This is a genomic window from Granulicatella adiacens ATCC 49175, assembly GCF_025150565.1.
GTDB lineage: Bacteria > Bacillota > Bacilli > Lactobacillales > Aerococcaceae > Granulicatella > Granulicatella adiacens.
In genome coordinates this window covers 815,307-833,127 of sequence record NZ_CP102283.1, presented here as the reverse complement: position 1 = coordinate 833,127, position 17,821 = coordinate 815,307, and the positions used below count along the sequence as shown (strand labels likewise).

The following is a 17,821-nucleotide window of genomic DNA, read 5'->3' as shown; positions in this document are numbered from 1 at the left end:
TAAAATTTTATAATTATTACATGTGTATCCTGCATGATACGTATCACAGATGATACAACTTTAATTCAAAAACTCCTTTTGTATCAATTTTGATACAAATCATTTTTGATACAGCAGAACTTTTCCAACTTATGATGTAACAATTATGTTACGTAACAAAAATGTTACACTTGCAAAAAAGACATAGCGTTTTTTCGCTATGTCTTTTCTAATGATTGTTATTCTTGCATCATCCCAGCTTGGAGTTGGTACATTTTATAATAGAGTCCTTCTTTTTCTAAGAGTTCCGTATGCGTTCCGCTCTCGACGATTTCTCCTTTATCGAGTACAAAAATTTGGTTTGCATCTTGAATCGTCGATAATCGGTGCGCAATCGCTAAAGTGGTTCGACCGTTTCTCATCTTCTTAAGAGATGTTTGAATCACTTCTTCGGTTTGCGAATCGATATTAGCAGTCGCTTCATCCAGAATCAGGATTTTCGGATTGGCTGCAATCGTTCGAGCAAAGGCGATTAATTGGCGCTCACCGCTAGAGAATGTTGAGCCCTTTTCAGAGACTTTATGGTCATATCCTTGTGGAAGTTGTTCGATAAAATGATGAGCATCTACGAACTCACTCGCCTGCTTCACGTCTTCGTCTGTGATGTCTTGGTACATGCGAATATTAGAAGCAACCGTTCCATGGAATAAGAATGGATCTTGAAGTACGAGTCCGATTTTATCGCGAAGAACTTCTTTTGAATATTGTTGAATTGGAAGTTCATCAATCAAGATTTCCCCTTCTTTAAAATCATAAAATCTTAAGAAGAGATTCATGATGGAAGACTTCCCTGAACCCGTCGACCCTACAAAGGCAACGGTCTCTCCTGGATTCACCACAAAATTAATATTCTTAAGTACATTTCGTTTCCCGTCATAAGAGAAAGTAACGTTTCTAAATTCAATCTTCCCGTCTTTAATCTCAGTAACCTTCCCAAGTTGTTCAGGTTCATAATCGGTATTATCGATGACTTCAAAGACACGCGTTGCTGCAATCATCGACGTTTGAATAATCGAGAAGTTTTGTGTCACATCGATTAATGGATTAAATAACTGATTCGAGAATTGAATAAAGGCGTACATCACCCCAGCAGTCACTCCTGCTATTTCCCATGTAAGGCCAAAGTATAAAATAATGACCGCATAGGCAACGAGCTTCAAAAGTGACATCGCTGGGCGAAGGAACAAACTGTTCACGTTAATCGAACGATTCGAGAATTGCACATGTTCCTCGTTAATCTGTTCGAATTCACGTCTTAAACGTTCTTCTTGATTAAAGGCCTGTATCATCTTCATCCCGTCAATACTTTCTGCAAGCTTCACGTTAATCTCACTGAGCTTCTCACGCGTCTTACGAATTACGCTGTGAGATAAATGGTTATAAATTTTAACGGACGCAAACATCACCGGAATAAAGAGAACCATTAAAATCGTAAGGCCTACATTCATACTAAACATCGCAGACAGTGTTGCCACGACAATAAATAAAGTACTTAGAAATGTCGAAAAAATCGAACTAAACATATCGCTAACTGCCTGTGTATCGTTGGTTAAACGAGAGACAATCGCTCCAGCTGGAGTTGTATCAAAATACGTCATATTGAGCTTTTGCATGTTGGTAAAGGCTTCTTGACGTAAATCGCGAACAACACTATTGGATACATAACTAAAAGCATAGGTTCCGATATACGTGAGTAGAACACGTAACAAGAATAATGAGTAGTAAACCATCAGGATCCAGTACCCTTCATTCCATACGCCATTATCAATATACGTATCGATATAATAACGAGCCATCAATGGAATCACCGTTGCAGTCACACTGGATAAGAGGATAAATAATATCGCAATCGTACTCGACTTCTTATAACGCCATAAGTAGGCGATGAGTCGATTAAAAGTCTTCATGTTCAACTGCGTCTCCCCCTTCCTCAAGTGTCGCTTCAAGCTGTTGACGGTCGTAAGTTTTAGCATACCATCCACTAAGCGCCATTAATTCTTCATGCGTTCCTTTTTCCACAATACGTCCATCTTGGATCACGATAATCAGGTCCGCGTGCACAATCGCTGATAGACGATGCGCAGTAATCATCGTTGTTTTGTCGCTACGTTCACGTTTCAAGTTTTCTAAGATTAAATGCTCTGTCTTCGCATCAACAGCCGATAACGAATCATCAAGCATCAAGATTTCCGGATTCACTACAAGAGCGCGTGCCATCGATAGACGTTGTTTTTGACCGCCTGATAAAAGGACACCCTTCTCCCCGATTAACGTATCGAACCCTTCCGGCATCGCCATAATATCGTCATACAATCCGCAGCTTTTAGTAGCTTCTATCACTGCTTCATCAGGAAGTGTTGGATTTCCAAAGCGGATATTGTCTTTAATCGACATCGCAAATAAAATCTGTTCTTGTGGCACATATCCCATAAGCGTTCGCAAATCCTTTATGCGATAGTTTTGAATGGAACGTCCATTCATCAAAATCTCTTCTTTTCCTGCATCGTATTGACGAAGGAATAATTTTAAGAGCGTTGATTTTCCAGAACCTGTTGGGCCCACAATCCCAAGCGTTTGCCCTTGACGAAGGTGAAATGCTACATCTTCTAATGTTGGCACATCTTCGTATTGGAAGTTGTGAATATCGACATCAATCTCACGAACTTCTGTAATCGGAAGTGCGTTAGGAGCTTCTTTGACTTCGCTTGTTTCGTCCATTAAGGTTTCAATACGACGATACGAGATGCTTGCACGTTGACCGATATTTAGGAGCCAACCAATGGCTTGAAGCGGCCACACCAGCATATCTAAATACGTCATAAAAGTAATCATTTCTCCAACCGTGAATTCACCCTGTTGGATTAAATAGCCACCATAACCAAGGCTAATTAAGTAGCTGAGCCCCACGAAAATCAGAACGATTGGATCAAACAGATTATTAAATTTTGCAGCATGGTTATTTTTCTTCCACGCATCTTGGTTGGTTTTCCAAAATAACGTCGTTTCTTGTTCTCCATATCCAAATGATTTGGTAACTTTAATCCCAGAAACACTCTCGTTTACATGGTTATTCAGCAGTGAGAAAGCTTCTTGCGATTCTTTGAAACTTTGATGTTCCGCACGAACTACAATATTTGTCGCGATCGCCAGTAGCGGCAATGGAATAATCGCAACCAGCGTTACTCGCCAATCGAGCACAAAGAACATCGTCGCGAGCGTCACTAGCGCTGTAATCGAAGCATCGACGGCCGACATCACACCGCCACCAGCTGTCATGACAACAGCACTCACATCATTGGTGGCATGGGCCATTAAATCTCCAGAACGGTACTTTTGATAGAAACTTGGAGACATCTTTGTGAAGTGCTCGTATAGACGATTGCGAAGTCTTTGTCCGAGCGAGTTTGCAGTCCCGAAGATGAACAGTCTCCATACAAAACGAAGGCCATACATGGCTACTGCTGAAAGGAGTAACAACAATAAGTTCCATAGTAAAGACGATGTTGTTAAGGTCTTCAGGTCAATGGCATCGACAACTTCCCCAATCACTCTTGGTGGAATCAGATTCAGTACACTAACAAGAGATAATGCAAGAATCCCGATAGCATATCGTTTCCACTCTAATTTAAAAAACCACGATAATTTCTTTAGTAAATACATTTTGCTCTCCTTTCACACGTCTATCTATTGTACTATAGTCCTCTTTTCATTTCATATGATAAGTACTAAAAAAGGCAACCCTTTTCCCAGTAGAAAAGGATTGCCTCACTATTTTAATTTTTCTTTTGCGTTTGTGGATAAATCCACAAGAAAACAACAAGGGCGATCACCGCAAGTGTCGTTACAAAGATGACACTGATTTGTCCTGCTGTTACTAAGTTTGAATCAAAAGAGCTGAAAATACGTGCGATAACAGCTGTTGAAATCGCACCAGTGAACTGTTGCAATGTATTCACAATACTATTCCCATCTGCTTGAATCTCTGAATTTAATTGCGCTAATGAATAGGTTACATTGCTTCCCATTACAAATCCAATCCCTGTCATAAAGATTACGTTTAGCGCTAAGAGTGGATAAATCGTTAATCCTGGGAAGAAGACGCTGATGGCTACTCCCCCAAAAGCCGCAAATACTAATCCCGTTAAGATTGGTTTTAGCGGGCCTGATTTATCATACCAACGACCCGACACAACAGATAATACCGCAACCATCGTAGCCCCAGGGAACATGAAGAGCCCAGCCACTGTGGCTGTTTCGCCCCACGCCAATTGAATAAAGTTTGGATAAATAAACGATAAACCTAAGACGACTGCTTGGAAGGCTAACACGATATAAAGTGTCGCATTAAAGCGAACAAGCTTGAATGGTTTAAACGATAAGAGTGGATTCACTTGGTTAAAGTAAAAGAACGCCGCAAAAGCCACAACTACTACTCCAAGGTAGATGACGGATAAATGTTCAATCGCCATCAGTAAGCTTGCAAGGCCAATCCCTAACGTTACAAACGCCATAAAGTTGAATGGTTGCTTCTTCGGTGACTCTTCCGATTGAATCGCCCAAAGTCCCATCACTAATGAGAAAATAAGGAATGGAATCAATGCGTAGAAAATCGCACGCCATCCAAACATACTTGAGACAACACCCCCAAATGTTGGACCGATTGGTGGCGCAAGAGCGGTCGTCATTCCTCCGATTCCAATCACAGTTCCATGTTGGTGTAAAGGCACTTTTGTCAATACGATATGGAACATTAGTGGAAGTGCAATCCCTGTTCCAATCCCCTGCATAAAGCGTCCGAGTAATAAAATCAATAAGTTTGGTGAAATACAGTCGATTAAGACCCCACCGATAAATAAAAGATTCGCAGCCAAGAAGAGTTGGCGAATCGTGTAGTTTCGTGTTAAATACGCCGTAATCGGCACGACAATGGCAATAGCCAGTAAGTATCCTGTTGTTACCCATTGAATCCCTGAAGAATCTGTATTGAATTCTGTCATCAATGTTGGGAAGGTAACGTTCATTGCGGTTTCAATCAGCACACCACAAAAGCTCATAATCGCCGTTGCGACTACCGCTGAAATGACATGCCATGTTTTCGTTTGATTTCCCATTGAGTTCTCCTTTCTTTGCGTTATCTTCTCCATAATAAAAACCGCAACCTTACGTGTTTAGTAAGATGTTGCGGTTTTTATTATTTTATAACGCTGTTTCCTAACGTTTTTTCTTTAATTTTTTCAATTTATTTTGTTTTTGACGGCGTGCGTATTGTTGCATACCGATTTGAGCAAGTTTATTCGTACGTCCGCCCATGCCCATTTGGTTCATCATGCCTTCTAAGCCTTTCATGTTACCGTTGGACATTTGGTTCATCATCTTCTTAGACTCGTTGAACTGTTTAATTAAACGGTTCACTTCTGCAAGTGGACGAGCTGAACCTGCCGCAATCCGTTTACGACGAGCTTGTGATAAGATATCTGGATTTTCACGCTCTTGTGGAGTCATCGATAAGACTATAGCTTTCATACGAGCTGTATCTTTTGGATCCACTTTTAAGTCGTTTAGACCAGCCATTTTATTTAACCCCGGAATCATCTTCAAGATGTCTTCAAGTGGTCCCATCTTATTCACTTGGTCTAATTGGTCGATAAAGTCATTAAAGTCAAAGGTATTTGCTTTAATTTTATCAGCCATCTCTTGCGCTTTGGCTTCATCGAAGTCTTGTTGCGCCTTCTCGATAAGGGTCATCATATCCCCCATACCAAGAATACGAGAAGCCATACGTTCTGGGTAGAAGATTTCGAAGTCTTCTAATTTTTCCCCACGACCTGTAAATTTAATTGGTTTTCCTGTAACAGAACGGATAGATAGAGCCGCACCACCACGAGTGTCCCCATCAAGTTTTGTAAGGATAACCCCTGTAATATCCAGACGTTCGTTAAATGTTTGAGCAACGTTTACGGCATCTTGCCCTGTCATTGAGTCGACAACGAGTAAGATTTCACTTGGATTTGCAACTGCCTTGATGTTTTGTAATTCTTCCATCAAGGTTTCGTCAATATGCAAACGACCGGCCGTATCGATAATCACTAAGTCTCGACCATCAATTTTCGCTTTTTCAATCGCTTGTTTTGCGATTTCTACTGGGCTTACTTGATTTCCAAGTGAGAACACTGGGAAGTTTAATTGTTTTCCTAATGTTTGTAATTGGTCAATCGCGGCTGGACGATATACATCGGCAGCAACGAGTAATGGGCGTTTCTTTTCATGTTTCGCCATGAAAGAAGCGAGTTTACCAGCAGTTGTTGTTTTACCGGCCCCTTGAAGACCGACCATCATCACTACCGTAGGCGGTTTAGCTTCGAAACGGAATGGCGCTTGTTCGCCCCCCATTAATTCTGTTAATTCTTCGTTAACGATTTTAACGACTTGTTGTGCTGGTGATAATGCTTCAAGCACATTGGCACCTAATGCACGTTCGTTGACTTTACGCACGAAGTCTTTTACAACTTTGAAGTTAACGTCAGCTTCTAAAAGCGCAAGACGCACTTCACGCATCATTTGTTTTAAGTCAGCTTCCGTAATTTTTCCTTTTCGTGAAACGGAAGTCATCGCATTTTGCAAACGATCTGATAATCCTTCGAATGCCATAATTTCACTCCTTGAGTTTATTTATTCATCTCTTGTAATTTTGAAACGATTGAAGCAATCTGTGTTGCCTCAGGATAGTTCTTTTGAATCTCTTTTTCTAATTCATCATAGTGCTCTTGGCGTTTATAGAAATCAGCGACAAGATGCAATTTCTCTTCGTAGTTTTCTAATAACTTTGCCGAGCGGCGGATATTATCATATACTGCTTGACGGCTCACGTCAAATTCTTCGGCGATTTCACCAAGCGAATAATCATCCCCATAATAGAGCTCCATATATTCGAGTTGTTTATCGGTTAAAAGGCTGCCATAGAACTCTACAAGCAAGTTCATTTGCGTTGTTTTTTCTAATTCCATTCGTTGCCCTCCCTTAAACTCATATCCTTTATTATAGCAAAGTTAGGGGTATTACGCTAACAAAAAACGGAGTAGAACTTCCACCAGAACTTGCATCATTCCGACTTACATTTCCACTCCAAAAATAGAACTACATTCGATTTATTTTGTTGTCACCCTTTTTACACAGAACATTCTACCAAACTGCATCAACAGTTGAAGAATACTCCATCCCATCATCAAAAGAACTAGTTTACTACAAATCCCAAAAACTTCTTGTAAGAAAAGTGGAAGGGTACTATCCACAAATGCATCCACAATCATAATATGACTGGCATAGATTTGATAAAATAGTAAAAGAAGGATTAAAGCTTCCCCTACTCCAATTAGCCAATCGTGTTGCTTGTTACTTCGTTGCACTATTCCAAACACCAACAGTCCATTTAAGGATAGAAAGAGTATTTGTACTCCTTCATCAAAAAATACACCACTTTGATTATAGAAATAGATTGAAAAAAGAAATTGAATCAATAAACAGATAAAAGACAAATACTGGTAGACCTTACTTAACGACTTCATCATTAGCTCATTCCCCTTTCTATTCAGCTATTCACTAAGTAAATTATATAAAACATAAAATCGATTTTTAAGTAAATGCACTCGAAATTTAAACTTATACCAACCCAATAAGTGCTTCAATTTCCGCTAGACTTTTCGCAAAATGAATTTGACTTCTGTCGTCTTCGCTTAGTAAGTTCGCCTCCACCATTTTATCGAAAAAGGCTTCTAAATGGTCGTAGTAGCCTTCCATATTATAAAAAATACAAATGCCATTGGTCTGGCCTACACGTACCCAAGAAACGACCTCTGCGATTTCTTCAAGGGTACCAGGACCACCAGGAAGGGCAATATACACTTCACTGAGTGCGATCATCTGATTTTTACGCTCGGACATCGTATCGACAATATAGAGCTTCGTAATATCTTGTTTCGCAATTTCACGGTCTACAAAAAACTGCGGCATCACGCCAATCACTTCGCCACCTTCCTGCATCACAGCAGTCGCTACTACTCCCATGAGTCCAGTATTTCCACCACCGTAGACAAGCGTGTGGTTGTGTTTTGCCATCCACTTGCCTAGTTCTTCTGTTTTCTGATCAAATGCAGGACAATTACTTTGGCTTGCGGCACAATAAACTGCAATATTCATACGTTCTCCTTTAAAAGAAAGAGGCGTAATCTCTTACGCCCCTCCATTCATTTTTATTTAAATGCTGCGATAATTTCGTCAGCAATATTTTTAGAACAGATAACACCTGTTGTCTTTTTGTTAGGAACTAAGAAGTCTACTTCTTTTCCGTCAACTGTACTGTAGTGTAATCCTAGTTCTTTAGCAATCACCATTCCTGGTGCGATATCCCATGGAGCAAGTAATGTAGAAACATACGCTACAGATTTTCCTAAAATCACTTGGATATGCTCGATTGAAGAAGCACCGTAAGTACGAGTAACCATTGCTTTACGAATCATTTCTGCTTCTTTTTCAGTCGCTTCTAATAACATAAATCCATTCACGTTGATTGAGCTGTCGCCAATACTGTGGATTTCAGGAGTTGAAAGACGACGGCCGTTGCAGTACGCACCGTAATCTTTAATACCGTACACGAAGCGATCACGCATGACATCGTAAATGTAACCTAATAGACCTACGCCATCTTTATATAACGCAATCATAATACCGAAGTCTTCTTGACGTTTCACGAAGTTCAATGTGCCATCGATTGGGTCGATTAACCAAACGTAACCGTCCATTGAAGTTAATTCGTCACCGAAACCTTCTTCTCCCATGATTTTGTGTGTTGGGAATTGTTCGCGAATTTTTGCGATAAAGAATTGTTCGATTTCTTTATCCACGTTTGTTACTAAGTCGTTACGACTTGTTTTTGTATCTACTTTTAATGGCTCCCCAAAGCTGTGACGGATTTTTTGTCCAGCCTCCATAATCCAGTCATTTACTAATAGGTGTGTTGCTAATAAATCCATTATTTTTTCAATCCTTCCATACGAATAATTTTTGTTGCGTTTTTACTTGCTTGGACAACACGATACAGGCTATATCCACTTACTTCCTCGAATTCACGGCCAAGTCTCTTCTCTTCACCGATACTACGGACTACCGTTTTAAATTCTTGGTAGGCTTTTTTAAATGCCTCGACTTGGATTCCTTTTTCGTAAGCCTCTTCGACCGCATTCCAAAGTTTGATGACTTTATTCATCTCTTCATGCGACCATTCCAAATCAATTGGATAACTATAATTGGCCATTTCGCCACCTCACAATCATACCTATTTAGTATACACTTTTTCTGCAAGAGTTTCCATTTATGCATAAAAAAACTTTTTAATAAAGAAGATGATTCCTGAGAATCCTTGCGGATTTTTTCATTGTCGTTGTAAAGGGGCACCGGCTCAAGCCTTACGTCTTTCGCCTTTAAAGCCTCAAAGCAGGAGTAAGAAAAACATTTCTAACTCCTGCTAATTCGCATTTAATGCACTTTCCCATTACTACGACGATGACATCCGTCAGATTCTCAGTCATCATCTTCTTGGTGCTTTATATGGTTTAATCCTACTCTTACAGAATTTACTAAATAGGTTGATTCCTCGAAAATTTGAGACAATAACTCAAATTTTAAAACTGCTTTTCAGTTTAATTTGTTAATAGCATGCCCTTCAAACTTAGTCCCTATACTCTCTAACTCAAGAAGCACAGCCACCTTTTCTCTTGGGTACAATCACAAAAGAAAACCAATCATTTATGGATTACTTCGTATCCACGGATTCTATATTAGCAATAACGGGAATAGCATTAAAACGAATAAGAGGGCGTAGGATTTTGAATCCATACGCCCTCTTTGAGGCTTTAAAGGTGAGAGACCTTGGGCTCGAAGCGATGCCCCGTTATCGCTAATATGAAGATATCCGTAAGGATACAGAGTAATCCATAAAAGTATTTTTAAGAATGAATTATTTTCTTTCTTGCATTTATGGATTACAGAGAATCCGCGGATTTTGTAGTTGCAGTGACAGGAAGTGCATCAAAACGAGGGAGAAAGACAGAAATGCCATAGATACAATGTATCTATGGCATTTCGTTTTCTTTCCCCCACAAAGTTGAATAGGAATGAGATAGCTGCTTACAGCGAAACTCATTCCATTCAACCACTGTGCTAAGAGGGCGTAGGATTTTTAATCCATACGCCCTCTTTGAGGCTTTGAAGGTGAGAGACATCGGCTCGAACCGGTGCCTTGTCACAGCATCTACAAACAAATCCGCAAGGATTCGTTGTAATCCATAAAGCCTTTTTCTTTGATTATTTTCCTTCTTGGTATTCTTTTGCGATTTGCGCACCAAGCTTCGCGTTGTTATAAACAAGCTGAATGTTTGTCTTCAAGCTTTCCCCGCCTGTTAACTCAACGATTTTCGCTAATAAGAGTGGTGTGCTGTCTTTTCCGTGAACACCTTTTTCGTCTGCTTCACGAACCGCTTGATCGATAATCGCATCGATTTTTTCATGTGGAATCTCGTGTTCAGCTGGGATTGGGTTTGTGACTAAGATACCGCCTTTAAGGTTCAATAACTCAGAGTAACGAATCATTTCAGCAACTTCTTTAGCTGATTCAACTCGGCTGTTTAATTTGTACTCAGATGTACGAGTGTAGAATGCTGGTAAGTAGTCTGTTTGGTAACCTACTACTGGAACGCCTTTTGTTTCTAAATATTCAAGAGTACGTGGTAAATCAAGAATCGCTTTGGCACCAGCGCAGACAACTGTTACTGGAGTTTGTCCTAATTCATCTAAGTCTGCTGAAATATCCATTGTTTCTTCAACGCCACGGTGAACCCCACCGATACCGCCAGTTACGAATACTTTGATACCCGCTAAGTGCGCACCAATCATCGTTGTCGCTACTGTAGTTGCACCTAAAACACCTTTAGCAAATGTTTCTGCTAAGTCACGGCGTGATACTTTTGCAACTGGTTTTTCTTTTGCAAGACGTTCTAAGTCAGCTTCTTCTAAACCAATTTTGTATTTTCCGTCCATGATAGCGATAGTTGCTGGAACAGCCCCATTGTCGCGGATAATTTGTTCAACAGTTTTAGCCATTTCAACGTTTTGTGGATATGGCATTCCGTGTGAAATGATGGTTGATTCTAACGCAACGACTGGTAAGTTGTTGTCTAAAGCGTGTTGCACTTCTTTACTGATTGATAATAATGGATTCATGATAAACCTCTTTCCTTTAATTGTTGATATTCTTTTTCAAATGACTTAGCATTTAAGTCTTTTCGAACTGTTTCAATAGCTTGGACTGTATAGTACGAATTCGTTAATCCGTATCCAATCGACTCTTCCAAACTTGCTCCCTTAAGAGCCCCATAGAGTACTCCAGAAGAAAATGAATCTCCTGCTCCTGTCACATCACAGACTTGCTCTGCTTTAATCGGTGTAAAAGTCTTTACGATTCCTGTAACATCTGCAAAGACGCCACATTTGGTTCCTTTAGTAATCACAATGTTTTCAACGCCATCCCTCTGCCACAGAGTAGCCAGTTCAGGAAGTTCGTGTTCGCCGTACCTCGTTTTTGACTCATCTTCATTCACGACAATCCAAGAAACTCCTTGTAATTTGTCTGGGATTCGTTTCATCTTCGGTCCGCTCACTGGAATAATCGCAAGTGGAATTTTTCCTTCATTTGTTAGCTGTATAAGCGCTGCTAATGTTTCTTGAGGAAGATTGAGATCCGCAATGACGAGCGCTGCTTCTTTCACCGCTTCTTCATGCGAAGTGAGCCACTTAGGTGTCATCTCCTCACAAATGCTCATATCTGCTAAAGCAAGACACATATCACCTTGTAGGTCCAAAATCGCTGTATAATTCGACGTTATTTTTCCTGAAAGTCGGTCAACTAATGAAAAATCAATGATGTCTTTCGTTTCTCTTTCAAGCCATGTAAAACTTTCGTCATCTCCTGCTACCGATAACATCTTAACAGGAAGCCCTAGTCGTCCTAAATTTTCAGCAATGTTTCTGGCAACACCACCTGCACTTAATGATGAGACTACTGGATTGCTCGTTTCGAGCACGAGATTTTCGAGCAATTGGACTTTCTTGTCCACGTTCATTCCACCGATACAAAGTACGTAGGAATCCTTAAATTTCTTGTCCTCAGACATGAAACATCCCCCTTCGTTTACATAAAGGTTCGATGAATGGAGGAGGATGAAGCTTTTCCTTCATTCGGTCTTATACGCTTCATTATAAGCGATAACCCCCACTCCAATCAAGCTATCCAGGAGGAAACCACAAATATTTTAAACTTCAGTCAGATAATTGTTCGGGTTTAAAACGCAAACTACGTCATCTTTTCTTTAACAGCAACAAAAAAGGACCCGAAAATTCGAGTCCTCTAAGTTCATTAATATGAAAATTAAACGTGAATTGGCATACCTAATGCTAATTCAGCTGTATCCATAACTACTTCTGATAATGATGGATGTGAGTGAATTGTTAATGCGATATCTTCTGCATTCATTCCAGCTTCAATTGCTAAACCTAATTCAGCAATGATATCTGAAGCATTCACGCCGGCAACTTGTGCACCAACGATTACGTTATCATCTTTAGTAGTGATTAAACGAACGAAACCTTCAGTAGCGTTCAATGATAATGCACGACCATTTCCTGATAATGGGAATTTAGAAGCTTTCACTTGTAAACCAGCATCTTTAGCTTGTTGTTGAGTGTATCCAACTGAAGCTAATTCTGGATCAGTGAAGGCAACAGAAGGCATTGCACGGTAGTCAACAGCCACTGCTTTACCTGAGATTGCTTCTGCAGCAATTTTTCCTTCGTAGCTTGCTTTATGAGCTAAAGCTGGTCCAGGAACGATATCACCAATAGCAAAAATATTTTTAACGTTTGTACGTCCTTGGTTGTCAACTTTTACTAAACCACGTTCAGTCATTTCAACACCAGCAACGTCTAATCCTAATTCGTCAGTGTTAGGACGGCGACCTACAGCAACCATTACGTAGTCCGCTTCAACCGCTTCTTCTTTGCCGTCAACTGTGTACTTAACAGTTACGCTGTCACCATTATCAACAGCTTCTTTAGCCATTGCGTTAGTTACGATAGTAACACCTTTTTTAGCCATGTTATCTTCAACAAGTTTAACCATGTCTTTGTCAAACATTGAAAGGATGCTTGGAGCACCTTCAAGGATTGTCACTTCTGAACCTAAGTTAGCGTATGCTGAACCTAATTCTGAACCGATAACTCCACCACCGATAACAACTAATTTTTTAGGAACTTCTTTAAGACCTAAACCACCAGTTGAATCGATCACGCGTCCACCAAATTTGAAACCTTTGATTTCGATTGGACGGCTACCAGTAGCTATGATAGCATGGTTGAATGAGTATGTTTGAGCGCTGTCTTCAGTCACAACACGTAAAGTGTGTTCGTCTACTAAGAAAGCTTCTCCACGAATGATTTCAACTTTGTTTTTCTTTAATAAGTACTCAACACCAGCAGTTAATTTCTTAACAACTTGGTTATCTTTCCATTCTTGAGTTTTTGCGAAGTCTAAAACAACTTCTTTAGCAGTCACACCAAATACTTCTGAGTGTTGTGCTTCTTGGTAATGATGTCCAGCAGCAATCAATGCTTTAGAAGGAATACATCCAACGTTTAAGCAGACACCACCAATATATTCTTTCTCGATAATCGCAACTTTTTGACCTTCTTGTGCTGCACGAATAGCTGCAACATATCCACCAGGGCCGGCACCGATTACGACTGTATCTAGTTCAATAGCGAAATCGCCTACTACCATTTTTTTCACCTCTTAAAAGTTTTCAAATAAGGAACCGACGTAAACACGTGTCTACGTCGCCCCTAACTGTTTAATGAATTAAGCTTCCATTAATAATAATTCTGGATCGTTTAATAGACGTTTGATTTCGTTCATAGCTTTTTGAGCAGTTGCGCCGTCCACGATACGGTGGTCAAAGCTTAATGATAATTTCATGTTACGTCCGATTACGATTTCATCGTTTTCGTTGATTACTGGTTCACGAACGATTGTACCAACACCTAAAATCGCAACTTCAGGGTAGTTGATAACTGGAGTGAACCAACCGCCACCTACTGAACCGATGTTAGAGATTGTAATTGTTCCTTGTCCCATTTCAGCAGCTGTTAATTTACCTTCATGAGCTTTTGCAGCTAATGCGTTAATTTCATCTGCAATACCGAACATGCTCTTAGTATTCGCATCTTTGATATTTGGAACGAATAAACCTAAATCTGTATCTGTAGCGATACCGATGTTGATGTAGTTTTTGTAAACAATTTCTTGAGATGCGTCATCGATAGAAGCATTCAATACTGGGAATTTCTTCATTGCTACTGCTAAAGCTTTAACAACATAAGGTAAGAATGTTAATTTAGTACCTTGTGCAGCTGCAACATCTTTGAATTTCTTACGGTGATCCCAAAGTTTAGAAACTTCAACTTGGTCATGTAATGTAACGTGTGGTGCAGTATGTTTGCTGTTAACCATTGCTTTAGAGATTGCTTTACGCATTGGAGTTAATTTAACACGTTCTTCACGTTCTGCTGATCCAACGAATGGTTTAGCTGGAGCTGGAGCTGCTGCTGGTGCAGATGCTTGAGCTGGTGCTGCAGATGCTACTGGAGCTTCTACTGCTGCTGGAGCTGCTGCAGGAGCTGCTACTGGCGCGCCACCGAAGTTATCGATGTCTTCACGAGTTACGCGTCCACCTTTACCAGTTGGAACTACTGCTGTGATATCAACGCCTTTTTCACGTGCATATTGACGAACTGAAGGCATTGCTAATACTAATTTACCAGGGTTGCTTGCTGCTGGAACTCCAGTTGGAGCTGCAGGTGCCGCTGGAGCAGCTGCTGGTGCTGCTGGTGCTGCTGGAGCCGCTGCTGCAGGTGCGTGAGAACCGCCTTCTGTTGCGATTTCAACGATTACATCACCAACGTGAGCTACTGTTCCTTCAGATACTAAAACTGCTGTAACAGTTCCAGATACTGGAGAAGGAATAGATTCTACTGATTTATCGTTTTGTACTTCGAATAAAATGTCATCTTCAACAATCTTGTCGCCTACTTTGATGTCGATTTTAACGATTTCACCTTCTGCAATTCCTTCACCGATGTCAGGTAATTTGAATTGGAAAGTGCTTGATGCTGCAGGTGCTGCTGGTGCAGGTGTTGCCGCTGGAGCCGCTGCTGGTGCAGATGCTTCGGCTGGACCAGAACCATCGTCGATAACTACGATGATGTCGCCAACTCGTGCTACTGTACCTTCTTGAACTTTAACTTCTAATACTTTACCACTTACTGGAGAAGGAATTTCTTCTACAGATTTGTCGTTTTGTACTTCGAATAAAATATCATCTTCTTGAATTGTATCTCCGACTTTAATGTCGATTTTTACGATTTCGCCTTCTGCGATACCTTCACCGATATCAGGCATTTTAAATTGGAAAGCCATGCTTGTACATCCCTTCTTATTTTTATAAAACTCTAAAGAGCACACTCATGCGAGAGGCTCTTTAGAATGAAAATTGTTGAATTAGAAGTTCACTGTTTCGCGAACTTTAGCTTCAATATCGCTAGCATTTGGTAACCAGTCGTTTTCTGCTTGACCAAATGGGAAGATTGTATCTGGAGCTGCAACACGTCCGATAGGAGCTTCTAAACTTAAGATTGCACGTTCAGAAATTTCAGACATTACCATTGCGCCGATACCAGCTTGACGTTGTGCTTCTTGAACAACCACTACGCGACCAGTTTTTTCAACTGATGCTAAGATTGTGTCTAAGTCTAATGGAGAAACAGTACGTAAGTCGATAACTTCTACTGAGATTCCTTCTTTTTCTAAGTTTTCAGCAGCTTTAACAGCTTCACGAACCATTGCACCGTAAGTAATTACAGATACGTCTTTACCTTCACGAGTTACTGCAGCTACTCCTAGAGGAACTGTGTATTCTCCTTCTGGAACTTCTTCACGGAATGAACGGTATAATTTCATGTGCTCTAAGTAAACAACTGGATCGTTGTCACGAATAGCTGCGATTAATAACCCTTTTGCATCGTATGGATTTGAAGGGATAACCACTTTCAAACCTGGTGATTGAGCTACTAAACCTTCTAAGTTATCTGAGTGTAATTCTGGAGTATGTACCCCACCACCCATTGGTGAACGGAATACGATTGGCATGTTACGAGTTCCACCCATACGGTAACGTGTACGAGCTGCTTGAGCTACCACGCTATCCATTACTTCGAATACGAAACCGAAGAATTGGATTTCAGGAACTGGACGGTAACCTTCTAAAGCTAAACCGATTGCTAAACCACCGATACCAGATTCTGCTAAAGGAGTATTGAAAACGCGGTCTTCACCGAATTCATCTTGAAGTCCTTGAGTTGCACGGAAAACCCCACCGTTTTTACCAACGTCTTCCCCGAAAATTAGGACATTTTCATCACGTTTTAATTCAACAGCCAATGCATCAGTGATGGCTTGAATCATTGTCATTTGTGCCATAATTATTTATTCTCCTTTGCTTTAAAGTGTTCGATTTGTTCTTTAATAACGTTTGTTGGTTCTTCAAACATTGTTTCTAAGAAGAATGAAACTTTTTGTTTAGGTTGTTTGTCAGCCTCTTTAATAGCTTCTTTGATTTCTTCTTTAGTCGCTTCGATTACTTCGTTTTCTTTTTCTTCTGACCATAAGCCTTTAGCTGTTAGGTAGTTACGGAAACGAATTAATGGATCTTTCTTAGCCCATTCATCTTGAATTCCTTCTGGTTGGTAACGAGTTGGATCGTCACCTGATAATGTATGAGGACCATAACGGAAGCAGATTGTTTCGATTAACACAGGACCGTTTCCGGCAACTGCGTATTCACGAGCTTTTTTAGTTACAGCGTAAACTGCTAATGGGTCCATACCATCTACTTGGATACCAGGGATACCAGCAGCAACAGCTTTTTGAGCTAATGTTGGAGCAGCTGTTTGTAACTCACGAGGAGTTGAAATTGCCCAACCGTTGTTTTGAATGAAGAAGATTGCAGGTGATTTATAAGCACCAGCGTAGTTAATACCTTCATAGAAGTCCCCTTGTGAAGATCCTCCATCACCAGTATAAGTTACTGCAACGTTTTTCTTACCACGTTTTTGTAAACCTAAAGCAACACCTGCTGCTTGAACATATTGTGCACCAATAATGATTTGTGGTGGTAAAGCTTTTAATGATTCTGGGTACATGTTACCTGCAACATGTCCACGAGACCATAAGAATGCTTGTGATAATGGTAAACCGTGTTTTACTAATTGAGGTACATCACGGTAACCAGGTAAAAGAACGTCTTCTTTTTCAATTGCTTTAATTGAAGCTAATTGAGAAGCTTCTTGTCCAGCTGTTGGAGCATAGAAACCTAAACGTCCTTGACGGTTTAATGCAGTTGAACGTTCGTGTAAAATACGAGACCATACCATATCTGTCATTAATTCAACTAATTCGTCGTCAGATAAATCTGGTACTAAGTCAGGATTTACAACTTTTCCTTCTGCGTCTAACACTTGAACCATTTCAAAGTTCGTGTTATTTGGTGTGAAAAGTGCATCGAGATTGAATTTTTTCTTCGTTGCCATACTTCTTTTTTCCCCTTTTCTATAAGAAATTGTGCTT

The 17,821-nt window shown here is 40.3% G+C and carries 15 protein-coding genes; all 15 read right to left on the bottom strand.

The window, feature by feature from the left end; genetic code table 11:
• Positions 1-218: 218 nt before the first annotated feature.
• The 15 genes from NQ540_RS04195 to pdhA all read right to left on the bottom strand — a co-directional run bounded on the left by NQ540_RS04195 (position 219) and on the right by pdhA (position 17,784).
• Positions 219-1,946, bottom strand: a complete 1,728-nt coding sequence (locus NQ540_RS04195; protein ID WP_005605239.1) for an ABC transporter ATP-binding protein — start codon at positions 1,944-1,946, stop codon at positions 219-221.
• Positions 1,933-3,699: an ABC transporter ATP-binding protein gene (locus tag NQ540_RS04190; RefSeq protein ID WP_005605238.1), complete on the bottom strand. Its 1,767-nt coding sequence runs from the start codon at positions 3,697-3,699 to the stop codon at positions 1,933-1,935. Before NQ540_RS04190 ends, NQ540_RS04195 begins: the two co-directional genes overlap by 14 nt.
• Positions 3,700-3,812: 113 nt before the next feature.
• On the bottom strand, positions 3,813-5,150 hold the full coding sequence (locus NQ540_RS04185) for an MFS transporter (RefSeq protein WP_039848750.1): 1,338 nt from the start codon (positions 5,148-5,150) through the stop codon (positions 3,813-3,815).
• Between the two features lie 100 nt (positions 5,151-5,250).
• Positions 5,251-6,687, bottom strand: a complete 1,437-nt coding sequence (ffh, locus tag NQ540_RS04180) for a signal recognition particle protein (protein ID WP_005605236.1) — start codon at positions 6,685-6,687, stop codon at positions 5,251-5,253.
• Between the two features lie 17 nt (positions 6,688-6,704).
• Entirely contained in the window at positions 6,705-7,043 is a 339-nt protein-coding gene (locus NQ540_RS04175) for a putative DNA-binding protein (RefSeq protein ID WP_005605235.1), read from the bottom strand.
• Between the two features lie 141 nt (positions 7,044-7,184).
• Positions 7,185-7,604, bottom strand: coding sequence for a hypothetical protein (locus NQ540_RS04170; protein WP_039848749.1), 420 nt, complete (start codon positions 7,602-7,604; stop codon positions 7,185-7,187).
• A 91-nt stretch (positions 7,605-7,695) separates the two neighbouring features.
• The gene (locus tag NQ540_RS04165) at positions 7,696-8,232 is read right to left on the bottom strand and encodes an LOG family protein (RefSeq protein ID WP_005605230.1); all 537 of its coding nucleotides are present in this window, start codon (positions 8,230-8,232) and stop codon (positions 7,696-7,698) included.
• Between the two features lie 53 nt (positions 8,233-8,285).
• On the bottom strand, positions 8,286-9,065 hold the full coding sequence (locus tag NQ540_RS04160) for an inositol monophosphatase family protein (protein WP_005605229.1): 780 nt from the start codon (positions 9,063-9,065) through the stop codon (positions 8,286-8,288).
• A complete protein-coding gene (locus NQ540_RS04155) occupies positions 9,065-9,346 on the bottom strand; it encodes a UPF0223 family protein (RefSeq protein WP_005605228.1) in 282 nt (93 codons plus the stop codon). The genes NQ540_RS04160 and NQ540_RS04155 overlap by 1 nt, the downstream gene beginning before the upstream one ends.
• A gap of 1,049 nt (positions 9,347-10,395) precedes the next feature.
• Positions 10,396-11,310 (bottom strand): pseudouridine-5'-phosphate glycosidase, encoded by a 915-nt coding sequence (locus NQ540_RS04150; protein WP_005605227.1) that lies wholly within the window; start codon positions 11,308-11,310, stop codon positions 10,396-10,398.
• Complete coding sequence (locus NQ540_RS04145) at positions 11,307-12,260, bottom strand: carbohydrate kinase family protein (RefSeq protein WP_005605226.1); 954 nt, start codon at positions 12,258-12,260, stop codon at positions 11,307-11,309. The genes NQ540_RS04150 and NQ540_RS04145 overlap by 4 nt, the downstream gene beginning before the upstream one ends.
• Positions 12,261-12,514: 254 nt before the next feature.
• Positions 12,515-13,921 carry a dihydrolipoyl dehydrogenase gene (gene lpdA, locus NQ540_RS04140; RefSeq protein ID WP_005605225.1) on the bottom strand — a complete coding sequence of 469 codons (1,407 nt, stop codon included), beginning with the start codon at positions 13,919-13,921 and terminating at the stop codon, positions 12,515-12,517.
• Between the two features lie 78 nt (positions 13,922-13,999).
• Positions 14,000-15,616, bottom strand: coding sequence for a 2-oxo acid dehydrogenase subunit E2 (locus NQ540_RS04135; protein WP_005605224.1), 1,617 nt, complete (start codon positions 15,614-15,616; stop codon positions 14,000-14,002).
• An 81-nt stretch (positions 15,617-15,697) separates the two neighbouring features.
• Complete coding sequence (locus tag NQ540_RS04130) at positions 15,698-16,675, bottom strand: alpha-ketoacid dehydrogenase subunit beta (protein WP_005605223.1); 978 nt, start codon at positions 16,673-16,675, stop codon at positions 15,698-15,700.
• 2 nt (positions 16,676-16,677) lie between these two features.
• Positions 16,678-17,784 (bottom strand): pyruvate dehydrogenase (acetyl-transferring) E1 component subunit alpha, encoded by a 1,107-nt coding sequence (gene pdhA / locus NQ540_RS04125; RefSeq protein ID WP_005605221.1) that lies wholly within the window; start codon positions 17,782-17,784, stop codon positions 16,678-16,680.
• Positions 17,785-17,821 lie beyond the last annotated feature (37 nt).

Bases quoted from the DNA above. Each gene is read 5' to 3' on its own strand.
- NQ540_RS04195 (WP_005605239.1), bottom strand. From the start codon at position 1,946: ATGAAGACTTTTAATCGACTCATCGCCTACTTATGGCGTTATAAGAAG.
- NQ540_RS04190 (WP_005605238.1), bottom strand. From the start codon at position 3,699: ATGTATTTACTAAAGAAATTATCGTGGTTTTTTAAATTAGAGTGGAAA.
- NQ540_RS04185 (WP_039848750.1), bottom strand. From the start codon at position 5,150: ATGGGAAATCAAACGAAAACATGGCATGTCATTTCAGCGGTAGTCGCA.
- ffh (WP_005605236.1), bottom strand. From the start codon at position 6,687: ATGGCATTCGAAGGATTATCAGATCGTTTGCAAAATGCGATGACTTCC.
- NQ540_RS04175 (WP_005605235.1), bottom strand. From the start codon at position 7,043: ATGGAATTAGAAAAAACAACGCAAATGAACTTGCTTGTAGAGTTCTAT.
- NQ540_RS04170 (WP_039848749.1), bottom strand. From the start codon at position 7,604: ATGATGAAGTCGTTAAGTAAGGTCTACCAGTATTTGTCTTTTATCTGT.
- NQ540_RS04165 (WP_005605230.1), bottom strand. From the start codon at position 8,232: ATGAATATTGCAGTTTATTGTGCCGCAAGCCAAAGTAATTGTCCTGCA.
- NQ540_RS04160 (WP_005605229.1), bottom strand. From the start codon at position 9,065: ATGGATTTATTAGCAACACACCTATTAGTAAATGACTGGATTATGGAG.
- NQ540_RS04155 (WP_005605228.1), bottom strand. From the start codon at position 9,346: ATGGCCAATTATAGTTATCCAATTGATTTGGAATGGTCGCATGAAGAG.
- NQ540_RS04150 (WP_005605227.1), bottom strand. From the start codon at position 11,310: ATGAATCCATTATTATCAATCAGTAAAGAAGTGCAACACGCTTTAGAC.
- NQ540_RS04145 (WP_005605226.1), bottom strand. From the start codon at position 12,260: ATGTCTGAGGACAAGAAATTTAAGGATTCCTACGTACTTTGTATCGGT.
- lpdA (WP_005605225.1), bottom strand. From the start codon at position 13,921: ATGGTAGTAGGCGATTTCGCTATTGAACTAGATACAGTCGTAATCGGT.
- NQ540_RS04135 (WP_005605224.1), bottom strand. From the start codon at position 15,616: ATGGCTTTCCAATTTAAAATGCCTGATATCGGTGAAGGTATCGCAGAA.
- NQ540_RS04130 (WP_005605223.1), bottom strand. From the start codon at position 16,675: ATGGCACAAATGACAATGATTCAAGCCATCACTGATGCATTGGCTGTT.
- pdhA (WP_005605221.1), bottom strand. From the start codon at position 17,784: ATGGCAACGAAGAAAAAATTCAATCTCGATGCACTTTTCACACCAAAT.